At 60.0% G+C, this 22,703-nt stretch carries 22 protein-coding genes and 3 pseudogenes; 10 read left to right on the forward strand and 15 right to left on the reverse strand.

All coding sequences use genetic code 11. From position 1 onward, the window contains the following. Positions 1 to 129 precede the first annotated feature (129 nt). Positions 130 to 978: pseudogene (locus ACS5Q1_RS12155) on the reverse strand (IS256 family transposase); the annotation flags it as partial. A gap of 100 nt (positions 979 to 1,078) precedes the next feature. Here ACS5Q1_RS12155 and ACS5Q1_RS12160 point away from each other — a divergent pair. Then, positions 1,079 to 1,315, forward strand: a pseudogene (locus tag ACS5Q1_RS12160) (IS481 family transposase); the annotation flags it as partial. Between the two features lie 143 nt (positions 1,316 to 1,458). Here the strand turns inward: ACS5Q1_RS12160 and ACS5Q1_RS12165 are convergent. The 3 genes from ACS5Q1_RS12165 to ACS5Q1_RS12175 form a co-directional block, all read right to left on the reverse strand. Further along, complete coding sequence (locus ACS5Q1_RS12165) at positions 1,459 to 1,662, reverse strand: hypothetical protein (protein WP_473098527.1); 204 nt, start codon at positions 1,660 to 1,662, stop codon at positions 1,459 to 1,461. Further along, positions 1,581 to 1,841, reverse strand: coding sequence for a gamma-glutamylcyclotransferase (locus ACS5Q1_RS12170; RefSeq protein ID WP_473098449.1), 261 nt, complete (start codon positions 1,839 to 1,841; stop codon positions 1,581 to 1,583). The genes ACS5Q1_RS12165 and ACS5Q1_RS12170 overlap by 82 nt, the downstream gene beginning before the upstream one ends. 185 nt (positions 1,842 to 2,026) lie before the next feature. Beyond that, positions 2,027 to 2,521, reverse strand: coding sequence for a c-type cytochrome (locus tag ACS5Q1_RS12175; RefSeq protein WP_473098450.1), 495 nt, complete (start codon positions 2,519 to 2,521; stop codon positions 2,027 to 2,029). Positions 2,522 to 2,775: 254 nt separating this feature from the next. On the opposite strand from ACS5Q1_RS12175, the gene ACS5Q1_RS12180 reads away from it, so the two are divergent. Next, positions 2,776 to 4,041, forward strand: a complete 1,266-nt coding sequence (locus ACS5Q1_RS12180) for an adenylate/guanylate cyclase domain-containing protein (RefSeq protein WP_473098451.1) — start codon at positions 2,776 to 2,778, stop codon at positions 4,039 to 4,041. Between the two features lie 467 nt (positions 4,042 to 4,508). Here ACS5Q1_RS12180 and ACS5Q1_RS12185 read toward each other — a convergent pair whose 3' ends face one another. The 5 genes from ACS5Q1_RS12185 to ACS5Q1_RS12205 form a co-directional block, all read right to left on the reverse strand. Beyond that, the gene (locus ACS5Q1_RS12185; RefSeq protein WP_473098452.1) at positions 4,509 to 4,640 is read right to left on the reverse strand and encodes a hypothetical protein; all 132 of its coding nucleotides are present in this window, start codon (positions 4,638 to 4,640) and stop codon (positions 4,509 to 4,511) included. 79 nt (positions 4,641 to 4,719) lie between these two features. Further along, positions 4,720 to 5,142 (reverse strand): ester cyclase, encoded by a 423-nt coding sequence (locus ACS5Q1_RS12190; RefSeq protein WP_473098453.1) that lies wholly within the window; start codon positions 5,140 to 5,142, stop codon positions 4,720 to 4,722. Positions 5,143 to 5,545: 403 nt separating this feature from the next. After that, positions 5,546 to 6,076 (reverse strand): histidine phosphatase family protein, encoded by a 531-nt coding sequence (locus tag ACS5Q1_RS12195; RefSeq protein ID WP_473098454.1) that lies wholly within the window; start codon positions 6,074 to 6,076, stop codon positions 5,546 to 5,548. A gap of 69 nt (positions 6,077 to 6,145) precedes the next feature. Beyond that, a complete protein-coding gene (locus tag ACS5Q1_RS12200; protein WP_473098455.1) occupies positions 6,146 to 6,352 on the reverse strand; it encodes a hypothetical protein in 207 nt (68 codons plus the stop codon). Between the two features lie 242 nt (positions 6,353 to 6,594). Then, on the reverse strand, positions 6,595 to 7,878 hold the full coding sequence (locus ACS5Q1_RS12205) for an MFS transporter (protein ID WP_473098456.1): 1,284 nt from the start codon (positions 7,876 to 7,878) through the stop codon (positions 6,595 to 6,597). Between the two features lie 67 nt (positions 7,879 to 7,945). Between ACS5Q1_RS12205 and ACS5Q1_RS12210 the strand changes: the two genes are divergently transcribed. Further along, on the forward strand, positions 7,946 to 8,395 hold the full coding sequence (locus tag ACS5Q1_RS12210) for a helix-turn-helix domain-containing protein (protein ID WP_473098457.1): 450 nt from the start codon (positions 7,946 to 7,948) through the stop codon (positions 8,393 to 8,395). 246 nt (positions 8,396 to 8,641) lie between these two features. Here ACS5Q1_RS12210 and ACS5Q1_RS12215 read toward each other — a convergent pair whose 3' ends face one another. The 4 genes and pseudogenes from ACS5Q1_RS12215 to nthA form a co-directional block, all read right to left on the reverse strand. Then, entirely contained in the window at positions 8,642 to 10,081 is a 1,440-nt protein-coding gene (locus ACS5Q1_RS12215; protein ID WP_473098458.1) for an IS1182 family transposase, read from the reverse strand. A 231-nt stretch (positions 10,082 to 10,312) separates the two neighbouring features. After that, positions 10,313 to 10,696, reverse strand: coding sequence for a nitrile hydratase accessory protein (locus tag ACS5Q1_RS12220; protein ID WP_473098459.1), 384 nt, complete (start codon positions 10,694 to 10,696; stop codon positions 10,313 to 10,315). Then, positions 10,683 to 11,343, reverse strand: a pseudogene (gene nthB, locus ACS5Q1_RS12225) (nitrile hydratase subunit beta). Before nthB ends, ACS5Q1_RS12220 begins: the two are co-directional and overlap by 14 nt. Continuing rightward, positions 11,340 to 11,969: a nitrile hydratase subunit alpha gene (gene nthA / locus ACS5Q1_RS12230; RefSeq protein WP_473098460.1), complete on the reverse strand. Its 630-nt coding sequence runs from the start codon at positions 11,967 to 11,969 to the stop codon at positions 11,340 to 11,342. The pseudogene nthB and the gene nthA overlap by 4 nt, the downstream one beginning before the upstream one ends. Positions 11,970 to 12,397: 428 nt before the next feature. Here nthA and ACS5Q1_RS12235 point away from each other — a divergent pair, with 428 nt between their 5' ends. From ACS5Q1_RS12235 to ACS5Q1_RS12250, 4 genes are all read left to right on the forward strand, one after another. Continuing rightward, positions 12,398 to 13,678 (forward strand): tyrosine-type recombinase/integrase, encoded by a 1,281-nt coding sequence (locus tag ACS5Q1_RS12235; protein WP_473098461.1) that lies wholly within the window; start codon positions 12,398 to 12,400, stop codon positions 13,676 to 13,678. A gap of 494 nt (positions 13,679 to 14,172) precedes the next feature. Next, complete coding sequence (locus ACS5Q1_RS12240) at positions 14,173 to 14,490, forward strand: helix-turn-helix transcriptional regulator (RefSeq protein ID WP_473098462.1); 318 nt, start codon at positions 14,173 to 14,175, stop codon at positions 14,488 to 14,490. Between the two features lie 119 nt (positions 14,491 to 14,609). Then, positions 14,610 to 17,321 carry a DUF3987 domain-containing protein gene (locus ACS5Q1_RS12245; RefSeq protein ID WP_473098463.1) on the forward strand — a complete coding sequence of 904 codons (2,712 nt, stop codon included), beginning with the start codon at positions 14,610 to 14,612 and terminating at the stop codon, positions 17,319 to 17,321. A gap of 38 nt (positions 17,322 to 17,359) precedes the next feature. Then, complete coding sequence (locus tag ACS5Q1_RS12250) at positions 17,360 to 17,767, forward strand: hypothetical protein (RefSeq protein ID WP_473098464.1); 408 nt, start codon at positions 17,360 to 17,362, stop codon at positions 17,765 to 17,767. A gap of 968 nt (positions 17,768 to 18,735) precedes the next feature. Here the strand turns inward: ACS5Q1_RS12250 and ACS5Q1_RS12255 are convergent. Next, positions 18,736 to 19,101, reverse strand: coding sequence for a nuclear transport factor 2 family protein (locus ACS5Q1_RS12255; RefSeq protein WP_473098465.1), 366 nt, complete (start codon positions 19,099 to 19,101; stop codon positions 18,736 to 18,738). Between ACS5Q1_RS12255 and ACS5Q1_RS12260 the strand changes: the two genes are divergently transcribed. Then, positions 19,100 to 19,294, forward strand: a complete 195-nt coding sequence (locus ACS5Q1_RS12260; protein ID WP_473098466.1) for a hypothetical protein — start codon at positions 19,100 to 19,102, stop codon at positions 19,292 to 19,294. The two genes, ACS5Q1_RS12255 and ACS5Q1_RS12260, sit on opposite strands and share 2 nt — an antisense overlap. Before the next feature lie 17 nt (positions 19,295 to 19,311). Here ACS5Q1_RS12260 and cml read toward each other — a convergent pair whose 3' ends face one another. Further along, the gene (gene cml, locus ACS5Q1_RS12265) at positions 19,312 to 20,511 is read right to left on the reverse strand and encodes a CmlA/FloR family chloramphenicol efflux MFS transporter (protein ID WP_473098467.1); all 1,200 of its coding nucleotides are present in this window, start codon (positions 20,509 to 20,511) and stop codon (positions 19,312 to 19,314) included. A gap of 466 nt (positions 20,512 to 20,977) precedes the next feature. Here cml and ACS5Q1_RS12270 point away from each other — a divergent pair, with 466 nt between their 5' ends. Continuing rightward, a complete protein-coding gene (locus ACS5Q1_RS12270; RefSeq protein ID WP_473098468.1) occupies positions 20,978 to 22,021 on the forward strand; it encodes an HNH endonuclease domain-containing protein in 1,044 nt (347 codons plus the stop codon). A gap of 53 nt (positions 22,022 to 22,074) precedes the next feature. Further along, positions 22,075 to 22,656: a class I SAM-dependent methyltransferase gene (locus ACS5Q1_RS12275; RefSeq protein ID WP_473098522.1), complete on the forward strand. Its 582-nt coding sequence runs from the start codon at positions 22,075 to 22,077 to the stop codon at positions 22,654 to 22,656. The last annotated feature ends 47 nt before the right edge of the window (positions 22,657 to 22,703 follow it).

Below are 22,703 nucleotides of genomic sequence, written 5' to 3' on the forward strand. Positions count from 1 at the left end.
CCACCTGCCGCAGTTTCGCGACGATGTCCTCGGCCGTGTGTCTCTTCTTGCTCATTCGCTTGTCCTCCATTCGGCTTGAAAGCCATACATCAGGGAGGACCACTTCTCAGGGGGCAGGCCAATGCCGGACTGCACGGATTTCGGCACCTTGTTGAGCACGTTGGCGGTCTTGTGCAGCCAACAGCGTTGATGGTGCGTGCCGGGGAAGAGTTCGTCGAGCGCCTTCCAGAAGCCGAGAGCCCCATCTCCAACCGCAATCCGGGGCGGGATGGTCAGGCCCCTTCGCTTGATCTCGACAAGCAGTTCTCTCCAGCTCTGGGCGCTCTCGCGCACGCCGGCCTGGAAGCCGACCAGTTCCTTCTTGCCTTCTGGCGTGGCGCCGATCAGCACCAGGATGCATTCGGCCTGATCCTCCATCCGGGCCTGGAGGTAGACGCCATCGGCCCAGACATAGACGTAGTGGCGGGCTGACAGGTCGCGCGCCTGCCAGCGCTCGTACTCGGCCTGCCATTCGCCCGTCAGGCGGGTGATGGTCGAAGGCGACAGGTTGGGCGCGTCTTTGCCCAGCAAGGCAGCCAGTGCCTCCTGGAAGTCGCCGGTGGAGAGCCCGCGCAGATACAGGACCGGCAGCAGCGCATCCAAGCTCTTTGTCCGCCGGGCCCATTTCGGCAGGATCGCCGAGGTAAAGCGGATGCGGTCGGCATCGTCCGTGGCGCCGCGGTCGCGGATCTTGACCCGGCTGACCTCCACCGGACCGATGCCGGTCTGGATCATGCGCTCGGGGCCATGGCCGTGCCGGACCAGGCGCTCGCGGCCATCCGGCAGCTTCAGCTCGCGCATGCTGGCAAGATAAGCCTCAGCCTCGATCTCGATGGCCTGGGCCAGAAGCTTGCGCGCGCCGGCTCGCAGAATATCGGTCAGGGGATCGTCAATCGTATCGGGCTGACGCAGGTGCAAAACATTGGTAGTACTGTTCATGGCGTATCGCTCTCTCGAAGAGGTTCTGGCAGGCTCGACACCCGCCTCGATACGCCGCCCTTCTCACACCGTCATCACCCAGTTTCCGCCATAGCTCCACGATCTGGAGACGCTGCTCAAGGGCTTCAATCAGGCCTACAACAGGCGACGCCAGCGCGTGCTCAAGGGCGCCTCACCCGAGCAGGTCGTGCGAAGCCGACTTGCAGCCGAGCCGAAGTTGGCCAACCGGCGCTTCAAGCCGCCCGATCCACACGCTATGTCCCAAGCCCTCGAGGTCGTCGCTCATGCCAAGGAGGTCTCGCATCCAGACACCCGGGTCGGAGCGGGGACGTCGTAGCCTTTCCGCTCACCCACCAAGGTTTGCAGGCGCCTGAGATTGCGGTCCCGGATCCCCAACTTCTCGAGATGCGCAACGGTGTTCTGGAGATACTCGGCGTAGGCCCTCGAGTATCCGGCATCCATCGAGAGAACGTCTGTGACCTACTCCAGAGGGAGCTGGCCGGCATAGAAGGGGCTGCGGCGGTCGATCGCAAAGCCCAAGGCCCGAATGGGACCATCCTCCGCCTGCGCTGCGAGCCAGCGCGGCGGAGCGGCCGGTGGGTTCACCACCAGCTCACGGCGAAACAGCCCGTTGAGGACAGTTGGGCCTGATCCGCGGGGACGCGGAAAATCATGTCCTGACACTGTCCGCCCCGATCCAGCACCATCATCAGCGCGTTCTGATCGCGGGTGGCGCGAAAGCGCGCGATCCTGAGGCAGGAAGAGCGATGCCAACCCTGAACTGTTGCCATCCGGCGCTCGGCATACTCGAAGCCAAGCTTCCATATGAGTGACCCATAGCCAAACAACCAGAGGGCGCCCACTGGAGCCTGGGCGAGCGATGCTCGGCCGGCGCGGAGTTGACCTTATCTGTCCGCGCAGGCCACGCTGGGCCTATCGGAGAGTTTTGGCTCGCGTGCGCGATCAAGCGCATGGTTGGCATGGCCACGCCGGTATGCAGCAAGAGCGCCAGCGCTTGGCCATGGTCCGTTTCTAGAGAATGGTGAGGCTAGTGAGGCATGACGACCGCCAGATAAGGCGCCGGTGGTTTCTCCGTCGGACCGGCAGGGCCCGGAATCTTGTTTTGAACCGGTTTCATGCTCTTCAAGTACCCGGCTAGAGCCTGCGCATCGGCATCCGTAAGCCTGCTATACGAATGATAAGGCATGATCGGCGCGAGTTGACGCCCGTCGGGCCGAATGCCCGTGCGGACAGCCTTGATAATATCGGCTTCGCTCCACTTGCCCAATCCGGTCGCGGGATCGGGCGTGAGGTTGGGCGGATAAAAGATGCCAAGGCCAGGGATCTGAAAGCCAATTCCTGATCCGGCCAGCGGGCGCCCCATATCAGGCTTGCCGGCGAGGGCTCCTGGCGTATGGCAGCCGCCGCAATCCATGATCGTCACAAGGTACTCGCCGGTTCTTACTTGCTCCTGCGCGAAGGCGGGCGAGCCGGACATCAGTCCGCTTGCAGCCGCGAACGCGATCCATCCAATCTGCCTCATTGGTCGCTCCTGTTTCCGGCCGACGCTGCCTAAGGTGCAGGGAGGACTAAACATCAAGCAAGTGCGCGAAAGGATATGCTGGACCGTTAGAACATGCCCTCACAGCGGTTCACAGGAAGCGGAAACCGCAAAGCTCGGTCCTTCATGCCGGAAACTGCTCCTAGAGTGCTCCTCCTGTTTCGCGCAAAAGCCGATAGCAGCCGACTACGCCCAGGTGTAAAATCACCCGCCATCCATTGGGAATGGAGGGAGCCATGCAACCGATGGTTCCTGTGAACGAGGCCGAGCGCCTCGGCGCCTTGGCCAGCTATCAAGTTCTCGACACGCCGCCGGAATTCGCCTTCGATGCGCTGACCGAACTCGCGGCCGAAATTTGCGGCTGCCCCGCCGCGTCGATCAGCCTGATCGACGAGCGACGGTCGTGGTTAAAATCGAACTACGGGCTCCCTGCCAACGTGGTCGAGTTCCCGCGCGAAATCTCAATATGCAGCACGACGATCTGCGGCAATGACCTCAACTACATTCCCGACCTCAGCATAGACGAACGTTTCAAAGATTCACCGCTGGTTACCAGCGAGCCTTACATTCGGTTCTACTGCGGCATGCCACTGATCAACCGGGAAGGTTATGCTCTCGGCTCATTATGCATCATTGACTTTGCACCACGCGAACTGAGCCCCTCGCAACGTGGAGCCGTCCGCCGCCTCGCCCAGCAGGCCATGGCTCAGTTGGAACTGCGCCGCCAACTCCTCGTCCGAGACTCTCTCGTGAGAGAACTCTCGGAGGCCAAAACCGCTGTCGAGCAGGCATGGCAGCGCTCCGACATGCTGCTGCGCAGCATCTTGCCCGAGCTGATTGCCATCGAGATGAAGACGAAGGGCCGCGTCGAGCCGCGCTACCATGAGGCGGTGACGATCCTCTTCGCGGACTTTAAAGGCTTCACGCGCCTGACCGAAACCTTCGATCCGGCGACACTCCTCAGCCAGCTTGACAATACTTTTGCATGCTTTGACGAGATTGCTCGAGCCAACCGCCTGGAGACGCTCAAGATCATTGGCGATGCCTATCTGTGCGTAGGCGGGCTGCCTGAGCCGAACCGCACGCACGCCGTTGATGCCTGTCTCGCCGCCCTTCAGGTGCAGAAATTCGTCCGGGAAACCAACCAGCAGCGCCAGAAACTTCGTCTCGCGCCGTGGGAACTCCGCATTGGCGTCAACACGGGGCCGATCATCGCCGGGATTGTCGGCCGGCAGCGGTTTTCGTATGAGATCTGGGGCAATGCGGTGAATGTCGCCCAGCGTCTGGAAGAAGCCTGCGTGCCGGGCCGGGTGAACATCTCGGCCAGCACCTTGGATCAGGTCGCGCCGTTTTTTGAGACGGAACCACGCGGCAGCGTGGAAGTGAAGCATCTTGGTGCCATCGACATGTACTTCCTCAACCGCCTGAAGCCGGAATTCTCTGCCGATGCCGATGGCTGCCTGCCGGCTGGCCAACTCCGCAGACTCACCCATGAGCACTGACTTCCGCGTGATGTCTCGGAGATAGCTATGGCGATTGCCGTTGCCCAGAACCAGCGCGAGATCGAGGCTGGGTGGACCCTGGTGCGCACGGTCGCCGGTTCGGCCGCGAGTTGCAGCATGGTGAGAGCGACCCACCTCAACAAAGCGCACGATCCGTTCCACAGCTCCAGCAAATCAATCTTGATCATCGCTCATTGTCTCCGCTTGAACGTGCTCAGGAGAGTGAATCACGAAGACCTCAGTTCACATCGCCCCACGTTTCGAAGGAACTGGCGTTGCTCCAGGATGGCTGTTCATCGGGATGGAAGCGAATCTGAGGAATGACGGCTGTGGGTCAAAGAGTAACGAACAGTGGATGAAATGAAGGTCCGCTCACCGCCTCATGAACAGGCCAAAGTGTTTCTTCCGAGATGTGCCGTTTGGTGCGAGTCGTCCACAGCATCATTTTCGGACATTCGCTCGCAGATCTACGGATGCCCCTGACAGGAAGCCGGGTATTCCCGTCTCGAGGGGTGCATCCAATGGGTTTCGGCAGTCTCGCCTTTGAAGTCGTCCCTGGAGCGGCGCTCCGCCCGCTCGACAAGAGCGTTCAGGATCATGGGCCACCTCCGGTTCGGAGGCGCAAATGCAGCCCGCATCCTCAACGAGCGGTCAACGCCACGAGTTTGCGACAGGCCCCTACGACTCGGTCGGAATGCATCCGAGCTGCTGGAAGAGGCCGAGCCGGTCCAGCTCGACCCAGTCCTCTATCAGCTTGCCGCCGGCGAAGCGGCCGATGATGATGACGCTCCACGTCACGTTGCGGCCGGACGCGGCGATCCCTTGCCATTCGCCCTGCTGGGTCGCCTGCCAGTGGCCGCGCCAGACGCCTCGGTCACCGGCGAAGAACATGTCGTCGAGAGTGTAGACGGCGTCCGGAAAGGCGGCGAAGAAGCCGTCCATCGCCGCGCGCCAGGCAGGCAGGCCGTGGATCGTCTCCATGCCCAGCCAATGCGATGTCAGATCGTCATCCCAGTACTTTTCCAGGGCGTCCACACAGTGCCCGTTGAAGACCTCGTCAATGTAGGCGCGGATCAACGCCTCGTGCTGGCCTCCCGCCATGGTCCTGGCTCCTCTCCACGGCCTAGACAGCCTACCCGTAGCTAAGTCTGGCTGTCCATGTGCTCCTCCCTCGGGGTACGCACCCGCCCCAATACAGGAGCGATGTCGATAAAGCGTCGATCAAAAGCGGCCCGTCAAGAGCCAAGGTCCAACGCAGGACTTTAACTGATGTGAACAGGATACGCCTTCCCGCCCGGGCGGAAAAGCAGCTCAGACAGGGACGAGATCACGGTTCAGTCTCTCACCATAGCGAGCCAAGCGGCCTCGGCGGCGCCGGCCTGGAGTTGGACAGTAGGGTGATGGTGTCGGCCTGACATGAAGGCAGATCCCAATGTTCACACTCGTTGCTGAAGTGCTCTGCGCCATAAGTGACATCGGCCCCGTGGCATAGCCGGAGCTTATCTCATGGTTGAGGAACCGGGATGCGCCCAATCTCCCGAATAGTTCTGTCGGGGGCGACTGCGGCCACGACGATCTCCCCCGAGGCTGGATTGGAGCCAGTCAGCGCCTGGATGTTCGCGCCATGGGTCACGATAAGAAGAGTCTCGGGCCCTTTCCAGCCGGTGACGATGGCCTTTGCACCAGCCGTCAGGGCGTTCCGCTGCTCCGCCAGAACAAAGGCGTTGGCGAACGTCGGCTCGATCTCGACAGGGCCCAGATCCATCAAGCGGGCCGTGTCGACACAACGGCACCAAGGCGAACTCAGCAGCCTCGCGACAGCGACACCCTTGGCCCGCAAGTTCTTCCCGACGGCTTGGGCGTCCGCGCGCCCCTTGGCGCTCAGGTTGCGCTGGGTGGAGCAGTCGTCGAGCCTGAAGCCTGGCGGGTCGCCGGCGCCGCCGGGCGCTTCGGCGTGGCGCATGAGGGCCACGTGCCCACCTTGGCGCAAGGCAGTCCATGCCGCCATCTCGTCCGCGAGCGCAGGCCCAAGCATGCTGAGCCATCCGATAAGGCCAAGAGCAGAGTATCGGGACATGGTCCGCAACGAACGGCCCTCCTTTTGTCAGAGGGTCGAGCCCTTGCGCGACTTTTCCTGCTGGACCAGCTCCTGGAGGAGTTGGTGGGCAAGGGTCTCATGCGCCACTCGGGGATTAATTTCGGCGGACCTCCTGCCGTAGGTTGTCGTGACGGTTAGCAGTTTTCGGTCAACCTGGTAGGTTCCCGAGTAGGTTCTTCCGTCAACCTTGATGTGGATCGCATGACCTGACATGGGAAATGACCTTCTCAGTGAGAGCTTGCCCACTGCCTCGGTGGGAGAATACTTCCTCTGCTGACGGGAGACCACACCCCGTGAGGTATTCCAAGGCGCGTGAGCTGAGAGCTAGCCAGAGTGCCGGGCATGCCCAAGCGTCCGCGTGGGGTCAAAGAGTAACGAACAGCACATGAAATGAAGGTCTGCTTGCCGCCCGATGAGCAGACCAAAGCCCTACTTCCACCTCGTGCCAAAAGGCGTCATTCCCTAGAATTTTGTCCGGGAGCAGGCCCTTGTTCGGCCGTATGACGCCACTCCATCGTTGCGATCCCGCGTTTCAATGCCTGAAGTCCCACTGCGCATGCCTTCAAGACCGCCGCAGAGGCCATAGCGGCGGCAAGCAATGATGTGATGTGGAACAGCCCCTCGTAACCGTATGCCGCGATCAATGGTGTGCTCAGGAGGGGCGAACAGAACTGGCCGATGAACACGGAAGCGGTCAGGACACCGCCAGCCGTTCCCCTCCGCTGGAGCGGAGCAAGCCCCAAGGCAAGGGCCACGAAGCTCGGCGAGACCAATGCATAGCCTGCGCCGATGGCCGCGGCTCCTACGAACCACGCCAGAGGCATCGCAGCAAGGGCCAGCAACACGAAACCAAGCGCCATCGCACCATAGCCCAGAGCGAAGACGCCCACGTAGCCGATGGCCCGATGGACCCGCCCGTACAGCAGCGCGAAGCTGCCGCCCGAGAGCATCAGGATGCCGAGTGCTGAGCCGGTCATCACTGGGCTGCTGTAGCCTGCCGCTGCGAAGAAAAACGACAACTGGGTCGGCATAACGAAAAAGATCGTGTTCGTGGCGGCTTGAAGAAGCACGAGCAGCGCGAAGATGAAGCCCCATGATGAAGTATCGGAGGAGCTATCCTCCAGGTGGGTATGGGGAACGGGCGAGGTCCGTTGCGGATCGGCGATAACCTTCCACATCAACGGCAGGAAGACAGCGGCAATTCCATAGATGACGAAGGGCAGACGCGGCGAGAGCGCCGCGAACCATCCCGCGAGCGAGATGAACACGAGCCCTCCGAAGTTCCGGGCTGATATCTGAAGTCCTGACAACGCGCTCCGGTCGTCGCCGGTGAAGTAGTCGCCGATGAGCGCGGTCTGCGCCGTCATGATGAGGGCGACAGCCAGTCCCAATACCAGACGACTGGCAAAGATGGTTGGGAGGTCGGGAAGGACCAACCCCGCGCATCCGGCGATCACGAAGAGGATGACCCCAGCAAGGAGCATCCGACGCCGACCGTACCGATCAGCAATGAGACCGGCGAACGGCGCGAAGATGGCGACGCTGATAGAGGGCGCGGGCACGAGCAGGCGTACCAGCATCCCAGCATTGGGGTCTTCCCCAAACAGGCGCTCAAGCCCGGGGAGCGCGGGACTGATCGTGGCATTGGCCATGGTCGTGAGGGACGCTGCCATCAGCAGCGCGATTGCTCGCGGGTCTCGCCAGATCTGTGTCTGCCTCCGGACTGTGGTGATGGTCATGGCGTGCCTCTTGCTCGAAGTGACGATTCGAGACACGGTACGACTTCAAGCCAACTTGAGGTCAAGCATGGGAATGATGGATATTGGAGAGGTTGCCGACCGATCGGGAGTGCCGCCCTCGACGCTGCGCTACTATGAGGAGGTCGGCTTGATCCGGTCGATCACCCGACATGGGCTGCGGCGGCAATTCGATGCCGATGTCGTCTTGAGGCTATCGCTGATCGAACTCGGGAAGACGGCTGGTTTCTCCCTCACCGAGATCGCCGGCATGTTCGGGAAGGACGGCCGGCCCAACATTCCCCGGGATCAGTTGCATGCCAAGGCAGATGATTTGCAGCGGCAGATGCTCGACCTGCGGGTGCTGCGGGATGCCCTTCGGCACGTGGCTGAATGTCCCGCTCCGTCTCACCTGGAATGTCCGACCTTCCGCAAGCTCCTGAAGGCAGCGACGCGCAGACGCGTCACCCGTCCGAGATCCAGGTTCGGACGCCGCGGAAGCTCGCAGCTTGGCGAATAGCTTGTGAACAGCTTCTGGGCATCGGTTCGGATGAAGCGTCTCGAAAGCACGAAGGTCTGCTTGGGGTCTTGGTTGTGTCAAAACTCTTCGGCGGAGGCTGGAGGGATCTTTCCTGATGCACGGGAGCGTTTGGCGGGCTCGGGAAGCGCTCCCGCGCCTGTAGACAGTACCCTGAAGCCTCATGCCTGTTGTGAGGTGTCTTCTCTGGTGCGCCGCACAGCAGGGAACGAGGCTCACGCCCCTCCTCTATGCCCTGAGAGCGGTCAGGAGAGGCTGGATGCCCAGAATGTTCAGCACTCGGGTGAGATTGTAGGCCAGCACGTGCAGCGCCATCTCACTGGCCACCTTCGGCAAGGTCTTCATCGGGAAGTGCGTGGCACCCATGCGCAGCTTGATCGTGCCGAACGGATGCTCGACCACCTCCCGCCGCTGGCGCATGGCCCCTGGGTTCAGATCGAGCCGGCGCTGCACCGCCTCCAGCACGTCCTCGTGCTCCCAGCGTGTGATCCGCCGCTGCGGGCCCGTGGTGCAGCGGCTCTTGAGCGGGCAGTCCTGGCAAGCCATGGTCCAGTAGCGCCGCAGTGTCAGCCCACGCTCGACGTTGCTGTAGTAGTACTTGAGCTTCTCGCCCGCCGGACAGCGATAGGCGTCCTCCTCGGGCAGGTAGACGAAGTCCTGCTTGCCGAACCGGCCGCCGGACTTGGCGCCGGAGGTCATGGGCTTGGGCAGAGTGACGGTGACGCCAGCCTGGTCGCAGGCCAGGATCTCCTCGCTATCCCAATAACCGCGGTCAGCGACAGCTTCGAGTGTCTCCACCTCCAGGACAGCCTTCGCCTCCTTGCCCAGGGTGGAGAGCTGGGCACGATCGCAGCCATCGTTAGTTACCTCATGAGCCACGATCAGATGGTGCTGGGTTTCCACCGCCACCTGCACGTTGTAGCCCACCACGCCGGAGCCACGCCCGCTGGTCGCCATCGAGCGCGCATCCGGATCGGTCAGCGAGATCTGCTGGTCGGGAGACGCCTGCATCTGCGCCTCGATCGCGGCCAGCCGCTGCATCTCTTCCCCGAGTTTGGCGATCTTCTCCTTCAGCCGAGTGGTCCTGGCGGTGAGCGCCTCTGAGGGCTCATGCCGATCCGCCGTATCGAGTTGCTGGAGATAGCGCGCGACACTCTCCTCGATCTGAGCGCGACGGCGCTCCACCTTGGCGCGGGTGAAGTTGCGATCCCGGTTGTTGACCGCTTTGAACTTGGAGCCGTCGATCGCTACGCTGGCGGTGTGCAACAGCCCCAGCCTGCGGCAGAGCACAACGAACTGGGCGCAGACCTGACGGATGGCGCGGCCATTGTCCTTGCGGAAATTGGCAATGGTCTTGTGATCAGGAGCCAAGCGGCCGGTGAGCCACATCAGCTCGACATTGCGACTGGCCTCCCGCTCCAAGCGTCGGCTCGACTGTACCCGGTTGAGGTAGCCGTAGATGTAGAGCTTGAGCAGAGCCGCAGGATGATACGAGGGGCGTCCTGTGGCTTCGGGCACAACACCGTCAAAGCCAAGAGCCCTTAGATCGAGCGCGTCGACAAAAGCATCGATGACACGCACCGGGTTGTTCTCATCAACCCAGTCGTCCAGGCTTTCCGGAAACAGGGTGGTCTGGCTGCGATCCACGCCTTCGACAAAGCGTCTCATCGGATCCCCCAAACAAGGCTGGGAGATCATATCATCGGCCGCGTTTTGACACAGCCAGGGTCAAAATGCGACGCGGGGCATCGCCACCTGAATGTCTGCTTTCCTGCTGAGTGCGGAAGTTTGGTCAGGAACAGCTTTCAGTTCGAGGCCTGCCCTCCGTCGCCAGCGGAGGCCGGAGGGCAAGGCGTGCGTCGGTTAACTATCGCCACGCACGCCCTCGCGGTTCGCAGATCAGCGGAGTGGATCATTCTCGAGCAGGATCGGCTGCCCGTGCGGGGTCGCGTGCGCCGCGCGGTCCCATGCGCCACGGCGCTCTGCTAAGGCCTGCTCGGATGCAAGGCCCTTGTCGCTGACCAACTGCTCGATCGCAGCCAGCCAGTGCCGGTAGTAGGTCGAGCCGTCGTCGCAATCGCCAGCGCCCTGGGCCTGTTTGATCGCGACCGAGAGTGCGGCAGCCCACTCCGTCCAGGTAAACAGGCCCTGTTCGTGGAGAGCCAGCGTCATTGCGAAGGCCTGCGCCTCCCAAGGCTCGCGGAAGACAGGCTCACCGTCATCGCCGCGGGGGATCGGCGCAACCTCCGCAACCACGCGGGCTAGATCCTCATGCCGGCTCAAGGTAGCTCTCCCAGGCATCGATTGAGACACTGATGGTTGGATCCGCCTGCTCGCCCCAGAGCTCCCGGCCCGAGAAGCGGATCGTGTAGAGCCATTGCGGCCGCTCGCCTCGTCCATGTGCGTTCGAATCCGGGAACACGTGGGCACCATGCACCAGCTCCACGACCCCGATCCTGCCACGGGCATAGCGCGGCAGGCGGGTGTGGCCCCTGGGGTGTATGTTGCGGGTGCGGACCCGGTCACCAACGGCAAAGCGCGCCGGCTGCTCGAGCGGGCGCTCTGTTGGGCCGCCGCGGGCCAGCACTGCCGGCACGTCCTCTGCCTTGAGCACCCGCTTGATCGGCGCTAGCTCCTCCAGAGCTTGGCCAAGCCTCAACTCGTCGTCGCTGACGAGCCCTGCCGCGACGACCAACTTTTCGACACCCTTGGTCCAGATCTCGTAGTAGCTCGAGGTGAGATACTCGGCAGGCGGCAAGGACTCGCGGGCGTGCCGGCTCATGTCGATGTTCCAGCTACCGGTGGCTCCCATCGCCAGGGTCAGGCCAAAGGCCCGTCGCTCCCACTCGGCATGGAACCCAGGGCTCGTCCTGCTCGATGGCGATCGGGCCGAAGCCCATCATCCCGCCGAGGTCCTGAGCGCCATTCATCGCACTGCCTCCGGTTGCCGGGCGAGGCCGGTGCCAATCATGGAGTCGCGGGTGACGAGTTCGGCCAATGCCTCCTCGCTCATGCCCTTTGTTCCCTCGGGTCGCCTTGGGATCACGAGGTACCTGACCTCGGCAGTCGAGTCCCAGACCCGGATGCGGGCGGTCTCCGGCAGGTATACCCCGAACTCGGCCAGAACCGCGCGAGGCTCGAGCACAGCCCGAGAGCGGTAGGGGGCAGACTTATACCAGACCGGAGGTAAGCCGAGCACCGGCCACGGGTAACAGGAGCACAGGGTGCACACGACCATGTTGTGCTGATCTGGCGTGTTCTCGACCGCCACCATGTGCTCGCCCTGGCGCCCGATGAAGCCGAGAGAGGCAATGGCAGCCGTCGCATCCGTCCGGAGCCAGTCCAGGTAGGCTGGATCAGCCCAGGCTTTAGCGACCACTTTGGCGCCGTTGCGCGGTCCCACCTTGACCTCATAGGTCTCGACCAGCGCATCGATGGCGGCTGGATCGACATAGCCTTTCTCGACCAGAATTGACTCGAGTGCACGCACCCTCAGCTCGATCTCAGAGAGATGGCTGTGGTTGTCATGATCGTGGTGGTGATGGTGCTGGCTCATGTGTACCGACCTGCCCGGATCCCTGCATGGGCTGTATGCTAACCGGAGGACGATAGCCACGCCAGCCGTAGGATCCGGCATCGGCCGGGAGGTCTCGACCCTGAGGCGAAACCAATTGCAGCCGCAACGTGCGTCTGGTGCTTACTATGTGATTACCGAGATTAAAATCTGCGACCTGCCGGAAGGTCACACAGGAGCTAAGCCTCTGGGAAATATGGTGAGCGCGCTGGGACTCGAACCCAGGACCCTCTGATTAAAAGTTAGAACAGCATCATCCCTACGAGTCCTTGTGGCACAATGAGTTTTTGGCTAAGTACTTGTGCAGACTCGGTTTTCTGGCATTGAATAAGTCGAACAAACCCGAATAAGCTGCAGCCAAATCGAAGCAGCGTGCGCACGGGGTGCGCACGGAAAACCGGGGGCAAGTCGTGCCAGAGCGTATCAAGTTGACTGCCAGTCGGGTCGGATCTCTGCCGATCCAAGCCAAAGAATATGCCGTGTGGGATGAGACCACCCCGGGCTTCGGGGTGCGGGTCTATCCCTCCGGGCAGCGGCGGTACGTCTATCGCTATCGCGCGGGAGCGAGTCGCAGCGCGCCGGCCCGAATGATCACCATCGGTGATGTGCGCAAGCTCGGACTCGAAGATGCCAGGCGAGTAGCACGTGATCTCGCCGGGCAGGTCGCTCGAGGCAGTGATCCCTCGGCCGAGAAGCGGCAAAGCGAGCTGGATCGGGTGCGCAAGCGCCGCTTTGCTGATGTATGCGACGAGTTCCTAACCAAGTACGTGGACCCCCGCCTGAGGCCCAGGACGGCAGCCGAATACCGACGCATTCTGACTCGCCTGTTTGAACCGCTGGCAAACAGGCCCTTCGATGAAGTCACCCGAGCCGACATCGCAGACGCTCTTCACAGAATCGCTGAGCGCGGCATTCGGCAAGCCAATCTCGCCCGGGCGGTGATCCGCAAAATGTTCTCCTGGGCCCGGTCTGTGGGCCTGTGTGACGAGAACCCAGTTCGGGACACAGCCCCGGCCGGCCGGGATGTGAGGCGCGAACGGGTCCTGTCGATGGAGGAGCTTGGGTTGATCTACCGTGCTGCCCTGGCGCTGGATGACACCTACGGCGCCGCCGTGCGCTTTCTCATGCTTACAGGCCAGCGCCGGTCCGAGGTGTTTGAGATGCCGCATAGCGAAATCGATGGCGAGGAGAGGCTTTGGCGTCTGCCGGCGGAGAGGACCAAGAACAGGCGTGCGCATGACGTCACTCTGTCGCCGACGGCGCTGGCTATTCTCGCCTCTCGTCAGCACGGACGGGAGCTCATTTTCTCAACCACACACGGGACAGTGTTTGGGGCCCTCTCAAAGGCCAAACGGCGACTGGATGCCAAGGTACTGGAGCTGCGGCGTGGCCTGGATCCCAAAGCCGCCCCCCTGCCCCATTGGACCTTGCATGATCTGCGCCGCAGCTTCGTCACCCATGCGCATGATCAGCTGGGAGTCGACATTCCGGTGATCGAGCGGGCCATCAATCACATCTCGGGTACGTTCGGCGGCATTGTGGGCGTTTACAATCGCGCCCCCCTGTTGAAGGAGCGGCGGGCGGCGTTTGACGCCTGGGATCGTCTCCTCACGCATGCTGCTGGATTGGGTTCAAGCGGAATCGAGAGTGCCAGCCTTAACTCCAACCGAATCGCCGAGGCCCTGCCATAATTGGGAGTGACGCAGCCAACTCGCTGGTCATTGGAAGTTATCCACACAGACCGCGGTGCTCGTGCTCCAGACTGGTTCGACAGCTGGCGATGGTCTTCAACTGACCTCTGAGGATTGAACAAGCGGTTCTAGACAGCATGATGATGCGAGATGCCACGTAATCGGCGAACGCGGGCCTCCTCGCCCAAAAGTCGAGCTGCCTACAGTAACTTAGCCCACTTTTTAGAGTAGACGTTCATCACTTGAGCGGGCAGGCAATGTCAACATGAAGTTGATAATGCCGCGCGCACCGACCATCCCCTTCTGTTGCTCGCAGTGATAACAAGTTATCAAGTATTGGGGACCATTGGTCTCATGCAGATGATATTAGGGAGTCAATTTTTTTATTGAATATACTTGTTTATGTTGAACCATTCCTCATACATATGACCTCGGAGAAGGCCGACGTGCCGCCCGGCTGAAAGCGTCACAAGTGACCTATTTGAGGATTAAAAATGAGCAATAATGTAAGTGCGTGCTTCAGCAGCGGCCAGCATCTAGCAGACCGTTCAGGGGCATTACCAACCAAGAAGACCTCCAAGTCTTCAGTCGAATCGCAAGCCGTTCTGCAGCGTGAAAGCCTCCAACGACTTCTAACCACTGAGGATGTGGCGACACTACTCGGCATCGCGCCAGCCACAGCCATATGGTGGCGTAGCCAGCGGCAAGGTCCGCAGTGGATGCGCTTGGGGCGCGGAAAACGCTCGCCGATTCGTTATCGGCCTGAGGCCATTAGCGCATATATCGCGCAAATGGAGAGTGCCGAGCGCTAAGGCTTTCTCGATTTTACCAACATCTCAATCTTAGCGACGGGGCAAGCGCATCCGGCGAACGCAGCGCTGCGCCTCGATCGCAGAACGCCTTCAGTTGGCGGAGTCAGGACGCACAAGCAATGCAGGACTTCAATTCGATGAACTTCGTTGAGTTCGAACTCAAAACGTTTGGAACTACCATGACAACAGACAATGGGTCCGTCTCCGCACGCATCAATCCGCGGATGGCAGTCTCGACCTCTACTCCTACCATTCGGCGGGCCCGTGCGCAAAAGCATGCGGCACTCGAAGAAGTCAAACACCTTGCCAGGATGGGTGCGTCTGTCATCCTCCTGAAGCCAAAAACCAAGCAGCCTGTCGAAGCCGGTTGGTCTGAGAAGCCCAGGTACTCATACGCGCAGCTAGAGGCGCAATATGAGGATGACATGAACTTAGGCGTCCGTCTTGGCATTCACTCCAAGATCGACGGGATGTTCCTACACGCCATTGACGTTGACATCCGTGATCCGAAGGAAAAGGACGCGGCATTTGCAGAACTCAATCGACTGCTTCCTGGTGTCAACTTGCAAAATCTTCCCCGCGTGCGTTCAGGATCGGGAGGAGAGTCCTGTCACCTCTATTTCGTGACGGATGTCGCCTATCGAGGAAAGAGTCTTGCAAAAAGCGGGCGTCAGATCATCGGTGAGGACGGGAAACCGCATCAATCTTGGGAAATTGATCTATTCGGCACCGGAAAACAGGTTGCGTTGCCGCCGTCAATCCACCCTATCAGCCAAAAGCCCTATTGTTGGGAAGTCGAGATCGATCCGACGAACGAGATTCCCTACATTTCGGACAAGACTATCGAGAGCCTCGTCAATCCTGTGCGATATGAGGGGCCCATCAAGACGGACGTCATTGAAATCAGCTATGAGGAGGTCGAAGAGAGGTTCGAATACCTCGATTTGGACCCTTGGTGCGTGCATCGTCCCTATTGGCTACGCCTCGGTATGGCGCTCCATCACAACTTCAACGGGGAAAAGGCCGCGTTCGAGCTTTGGTGCAAGTTCTCGAAGAAGATACCCGAGAAGTTCAATCGGGCGGAGGCCTGGAAAGATTGGAAATCGTTCGACAGGGGCAACCCTCAGCGCCCGTTCACGCTGCGCACGATCCTCAAAGAAAGTAATAGCGCGATGAGACATGCTGAACTCATGGCGGATGTCGATGCGATGGAAACCCTTGTCGATCCTGACGCGCCAAAGCCCTACACGCGGGTGGAGCAACGGGCCCTCAAGGACGAATTTGAGAATCTCGTAGAGTTAGCAGACAAGAAATCGGACCCGAGGGCGCGGAAGCCGTATCCCGATGATCCCGACATATCGATATTGCAACAGGTTCGTAATCCCGCACCTGATTTCCCTCTGCACGTCGTTCCCCCATTCTGGCAACAGGAGATCGAGACGCTTGCGACCAACGGTGCCGCGCCCATTGATTATGCCGCGGCCGGTGTCTTTTCTATCGCAGCCTCCCTTATCGGCAATTCTCGTTGGGTGAGCCCACTTCCCGAGTGGAGAGAGCCGACAGTCATGTGGTGTCAGATCATCGGTCCACCGTCTGCCAATAAGTCGCCAGCCCTCCGCCCGCTTATCAAGACCGTCAGCGATATCGAGGCCGGTTGGGAGCCTGACTATCATGAGGCGAAACGTCTATGGCAGAGCAACAAGAAGCAAGCCGATATGAAGCGCAAGCAGTGGGAAAACCGCATGGCCGCTGCATTGGAGAAGGGTGACGACGTCGGCGACATGCCTCCCGATTGTATCGCCCCTCCTGAGCCCGTACGACGCCGCGCCTTGGTGGGTGACTCGACTCTTGAGGCCCTTGTCCGTCTCATGACGGATAATCCTCGCGGTTTCCTCAACTATCGAGACGAGATGACGGGTTGGTCGCAGAACCTCTCCCGCTACGGCGGCCCAGGTGCAACGGATCGCCCGGCATGGCTCGAAGCGTTCGGCGGCGGCGTCTACACCGTGGACCGCGTAAAAGACGGCGGAGAGCCGGTGCGGGTGCGCAACTTCAACGTTTCCATCCTCGGCGGTATTCAGCCTGAGCCTTTGCTTGCGTTGGTGTCGAGTGCGGAAGATGGCCTTCAGGCTCGTTTCATGCCCTTCTGGCCTGAGAATGCCATCCGCAAGATCAATCGGGGCAAGCGGGCCGAGCTACGTTCCAGATTACCCTTTGAGACGCTTTCCGAACTCAGGATGCAGAAGGACAAGGCAACTGGCCTTTGGGAGCCTGTCACCGTACCGTTCTCCAACGGTGCAATGGACGTGTTCGAGGAGTGGTCAAATGACCGCAAGGTTAGGGAGAAGTATGCCCCGACTAAGCTCCAAGGCCCCTTCGGAAAGGCTGACGCACACGTCGCCCGCATGGCCCTTGTCCTTGAGTTCCTCGATTGGTGCACGGACCCGTTCAATGAGAACGTCAATGGGCCAAAAGAGGTGAGCACGGGTTCTGTGCGCAAGGCTATCGAGTTTCGCGAGAGCTACTTGAAGCCAATGCAGATGCGCGTTTTCGGCCTCGCCGCCACCTCAGATGAAGTTCGCATGGCGAAGGTCATTGCAGAGTGGATTGTTGATAGTGGCCGAGAGCACTTCACGGCTACTTTCGTTCAACGCGAGGCTGGCATCACTGGCATTTCTAGGCGGACCGACAAAGATCAGCTTCAAGATGCGCTCGCCTATCTTGAGTCTCTGCGTTGGCTCAGGCGCGAAGAGACGACGACGGCGAAGGGCGGCAGACCGACAAAGCGGTATCTCGTCAACGACCGCCTATGGGCTCTCGTGGGCAAGTAAAGCAACAGAAACCGTCTAATAACTTACAGGAGGCAGGAATGAATGTTCCCGCAATCAACTGGCTTGAAGGACTCGTATCACCTAATGCCAAGAAAGTCATCGAACGCGAGGTGTTTGCCGCGCTGAACTGCAGCCCTCAAGTTACTGATGCCCAGATGAAGCTCAATGTCCTCGATGTTCTCATCAAGCACGGAGCCGTCCCTAACGAGGTTTATGATTATGCCGACCATGTCGGGAAGACCATTGATGAACGAAAGCTTGAGATGTTCTTCGACGGTCGGTTGGGCGAGTTGGCACTCGAGACCGGCAAGGTGGCGGAGGATTTCTTGTCCGCGATACACTGGACGAAGTTCATGCTGCGCGAGCGAGGTTTCCTTCAGCATGTCGGACTGGACGGTGAACCATCTCTAACGAAGCATGCGTGTATCCTCGTATTCGGCCACTGACCAAAAGGCCCCGCTTCGGCGGGGCTTTTTTTATCCGCGCATGAGACGGGCTGGCAAAAACCGAAAGCCCTGGCGCGTTATCGGCATAATGATTTCGAGAGAGTTTCTGGGTTTTTGGCATTTTGGACACGTCCCTCGAGGCATAATCGATAGTAAAAGAGAGAGATTCAAAACTGCGGATTCAAGGAGATGTGCCAAAAACCCAGAAACCTCCTAAGCCGTTGAAAGCATTGTCTAATCCGCACATCAAAAAGCCGAGCAGAATAGGTGTTTCTGGCACATCGCCTATCTTGAATTTATCCCTGAACGTTTCCGGAAAATTTTTTGAAAACTCCCAAGGACCGGGGCTCAGCGCCACCCCCGGTAGACACTTCTGACGGGAAGGACCCGGAGCGACCTGCCGCGCGTCTGTCTCATGCTGTCTCACTGCGTCCCATGTCGTCTCATGCTGTCCCATTCCGTCTCATGTTGTCCCATGTTGTCTCACTCATGCCGGCCAATGTGACGCCCGATTGCCCGTTGTCTCATGCCCTGCCGATCCTCCGAGCTTGTCCCATGCCGTCTCACCTTGTCCCATGCTGTCCGTATCCGTGCCATGGCGTCTCATGCTGTCCCATGCTGTCTCAGGGCTAATCCTTCGCGCTTTTGATCTGCCTACCTTCCGCCGGTTGTCCCATGCTGTTCCATGTCGTCTCATACCGTCTCAATCTGTGCCATGGCATCTCATGGTGTCCCATGTTGTCTCACTGCTAACCAAATGCGACGGCCTAGAAGCAACGCTCCTCTAGTCAGACAACCCTAGAATGCGCATGCTCGTCATTGTTCATTCTCGAAGACCAGATGCAGGAAGCGGCACTTACTGCCGTCGGACACTCCTCTGTCGGGAAGCTCGGTCGTCGTCGGAGCTGCTGGAAGGGGTGCGCGAGGACTGACGCGGCTGGTGATGCGGCCCAGCCCTCGCCGGAGGTTCAGGCCGCAGCCGGCACCTGATCGAGAAAGCCGACCACGCTCTTGAGGCTGCCGTTCTCGAGGGTTGCGAAGTCGGTCCCCTTGATAGGACCATCACTGCCGTCTGGACCAAGCTGCCAGGAAAAGCGCACCTGATTGCCGTAGCCGTCGGGCTGTCCCACGAGGGCAAAGCGGAAGTCCGGGAACTGTCCCTGCACGCCAGCGATCAGGGCATCGATCTGGTCATGGCCTTCACCTTGCATGAGAGGATCGCGGTAGGTGCCTGCCTCGGCCCAGAGGTTCGCCATCAGGGCCTTGCGGCGATCCGGGTCGGTTTCGTTCCAGAGGGCGATGTAGGCGGTGGCGATGGAGGTAGCGTCGGTCATGGGAGGTCTCCTTTTTGATGGCCAGATCATTTCCGGCGCGAGAACCATGGCCGAGGCTGGACATGGCGTCGATTACGCCGGAGGTAATGGAACAGGATCGAAGCAGTTCGACCAGCGTTCACCTCGCACTGCCAACGGGCTGCGACTGAGGCTCCTGATCTGCCTGGAAGGGTTGGTGAAGCCGGACATCTAGCCTGACTTCACGTTGGATCACGTGCGCACACGACCTTGGTGATACAACCATCCCTGGCCAATCAGGACTACGATGGCCATGATCGAGGAGAATGTTGCAAGCGGCCATGCGCTGTCGCCTTGCAACCAGATCACGGCCGACGTTCCACCAATACTCACGATGAGGCTTTGCACGCAGAAATGCAGTGCTACGGCCGACCCGGCCACGTCCCCGAACTTCTCCAGAGCGCCGTTCGCCGTCACCGATACAGTGAAGACGATACCGATCGCCATGACCCACATAGGGGCGATGAACGTCCAGAAGGATGGAACCCCGAAAACCTGACCCATGCTCAGGAGCCCTGCGCCCATGAGCAGCATCATCATGCCGTGCGTGAGACTGCCGGAGTTCCCCCACCGGGCAACGAACCACTTGGCGAAGCGTGTCGTGATGATCATCACGACCGCTGCCGTGGCGAAGGCGAAGCTGAATTCCAGCTCGGAGTAGCCGGCCCTGTCGATGAGGACACGGGGAGCGGTCGAGAAGAACACGAAGAACGTCCCCATGGCGGCGCTGAACCCGAGCGTATAGGTCCAGAACGCGAGGCTGCGAAGGACAGGCAGGAACGAGCGTCGTGACAGGGTGGCAGCTACCGGCCGGGTTTCATGCCAGCGCAGCAGAGCAAGCAGGACGGCAGGAACTGCGAGGGCACCCAAGGTGACGAAGATCGAGCGCCAACCGAAGCTGTCCGCGAGCAGCGCCCCAGCGATTGGCCCTAACGCAGGCACGAAGGCCAACATGGAGCTGAATAGGCTGTAGATGACCACGCTTTCCGGGCGGTCGGCATATACGTCGCGCACCGTTGCAAAGGTGGCTACCATGGCTGCCGAGGCCCCCACTGCTTGCAGGAAGCGGAGGGCAACAAAGGGAACGGCAGTCGAGGATGCCGCCAGGCAGAATGAGGCCGCGGCAAACAGGATCGCGCCGCTGATCAGAACGGGCCGCCTTCCGATGCGGTCGGAGATCGGCCCGAAGATGATCTGGCCGAGCCCGAGCATCACCATATAAAGGCTCAAGGTGAGCTGGACGATGACCGGGCTGGTGCCGAGAATGCCTGGCATGGCCGGAACAATCGGGAGATAGATATCCATCGCCAAGGAGGCGAGGATGTCGAAGGGGGCCATCAGCAGGAGCGCTGTCGGCAGGGAGTAGGCCCACACGGGGGGCTTTGGAGACATGATGAGGCATCCGCTCAAATGAGGAACATTCGGCGGCGATCTGCCTGTCAGCCTGGGCTGGGATCGGTTCGACAGACGCCGCAACAACAAGGAAAGCGTTGTTGCGGCCTACTTGTCCGACGAGGGCTCGGCTCCCATGCCATGACTCCTGGTTCATACGAGGTTGGAAAAGGACTTGCTGTTTATCATGCCGGTATGGAGCCGACAATCCTCGCGGGATACCCGGGACATGGTCCTCCGGGACAACCAGCCGTCTGCTGGGCAAATACCCCCGTTGGCTCGCTCCAGAAACGGAGCCGAAAGCTCGCTGAGGGACTGGTTCAAGTCTGTTGGCGTTTGCTGCCGTATGCCAGATGGATCTGAGCCATTGGAACCGATCAGCCTGAACGGATTTTTTGCACCAACCATCTGCGATTGGGATATTGCGTTGCTGTAAGAATGAGACAGAATGGGGCTGCGAACTGTCATGTCAGAGTTTACTGATCAAGATCACTGGAAGGCGCTGATCCTCTACGGTCTCAATCAAGCCACGTACAAGATCGCGCTTGGCAAAACTCTGCTCAGCCTGTCTGACCAGGGATATACCTCTGTTCCATGGGACGTGCTCTCTCACGAGTTCCTCCACCAATACCTGCAGCGCCTCGCATCGAGCGAAGCGATGCCACAACAGTCGAACCCAAGTCGGCGCACAAAGATGGAGCGCATCGTTGCGGAGCTTCAGGTCGACAAGCTGTCACTCGACCAAGCGGTGAACGAGGTTGGACGCACAGCCTTTGAGGATGTCATTAATCGATTTCACAATCTCGGAGACGACACGAGCTTTCAAGGAAAGTTCTATCGGACGAACTTCGGACACGCGCTTGAGCTTACCGACGAGCTTCATGCAGTAGCGGCCTCCAGCCGCACTGAACTGCAGGAGGAACTCGACTCACGCTGGTCGCTCCTCGAAGGCGCCTTCACCATGAGCCACGAGCGTCACGAGCACTATGAGCTCGCCAATGATCTCAGGCTTACATATCTAGCGAATGGCCATAAGCGTAAGAGCCTGACCTCGAACATTTCCTTCCTACAAGGCTACCAGGGTAATGCCTGCTTCTACTGTGGTGAGCCCATGGCGCCGGATGATGTCCACGTTGACCATGTGTTGCCGCGCCAAGTTGTGCACCATGATGAGGTCTGGAATCTCGTTCTCGCGCATAGTTTGTGCAACGGCCTCAAGTCGGACCGGGTCGTTGGAGAGCACTTCATGCACAAGCTCATCGCGAGGAACGAGAATATCATGGGTAGCAATCACCCGTGGAAAGCACGTATTGCATCTTCGCTCGGCAGTGCTCCTCAGGCCCGCAGCCGTGCCTTGATGAAGCATTACGACCAAGTGAAGCTCATCCTCCGCGACAACTACTGGGGTGGCTCGGCTTTCTACAACCCAGAGAGTGACCCCTTTTACACCCGGCTGATCACTGTGCTAAACAACGGCTCTCGTAGTGAGTCAGCTCTGCCAATCGCATAGAAAGGTGGATTGACGCCTAGGGAAAGCTCTCGTCGGCGCAAACTAAAGGCTTGATGATGTCGATCAGCTATTACAATGCCAATGCTGACGCGTACTTCAACGACACGGTGGATGCGAACGTCAATTCTTTGCGCGAGCGCTTTCTGGCGCGTGTACCGCGAGGTGGACATATTCTCGATGCGGGGTGCGGTTCCGGGCGGGATGCCCGCGCGTTCGCTGCAGCTGGCTATAAAGTTACAGCGTTCGATGCCTCGGCTGAGATGGTCAAACGCGCAGCCGCTTATACTGGGCTAGATGTGCGCCATATGACCTTCGCCGATATGGCATGGTCGGAGGAGTTTGATGGCATCTGGGCGTGCGCTACGTTGCTGCACGTACCGCGAGATGAGCTTGGTTCGACATTCGCGCGATTTGCTCGAGCACTCAAACGTGGTGGCGCCTGGTACCTATCGGTAAAGCACGGGACTGACGACAGAGTTGTAGGAGAGCGCACCTTCACGGACATGACCGAACAGGAGATGCAAAAGCGCTTAGAGGACGGGGGCCTCTCTGTAGCGGATCTCTGGGTGACCGATGATGTGCGCCCTGGACGAGCTGATCGTTGGGTAAACACAGTCGCAGTTCGGACCCCGTAGTGCCTTTTCCATACTGGCGTCCCAAAGCAGATCTTCACTGGTTGAGG

The sequence above is a fragment of the Microvirga sp. GN3 genome (genome assembly GCF_055792825.1).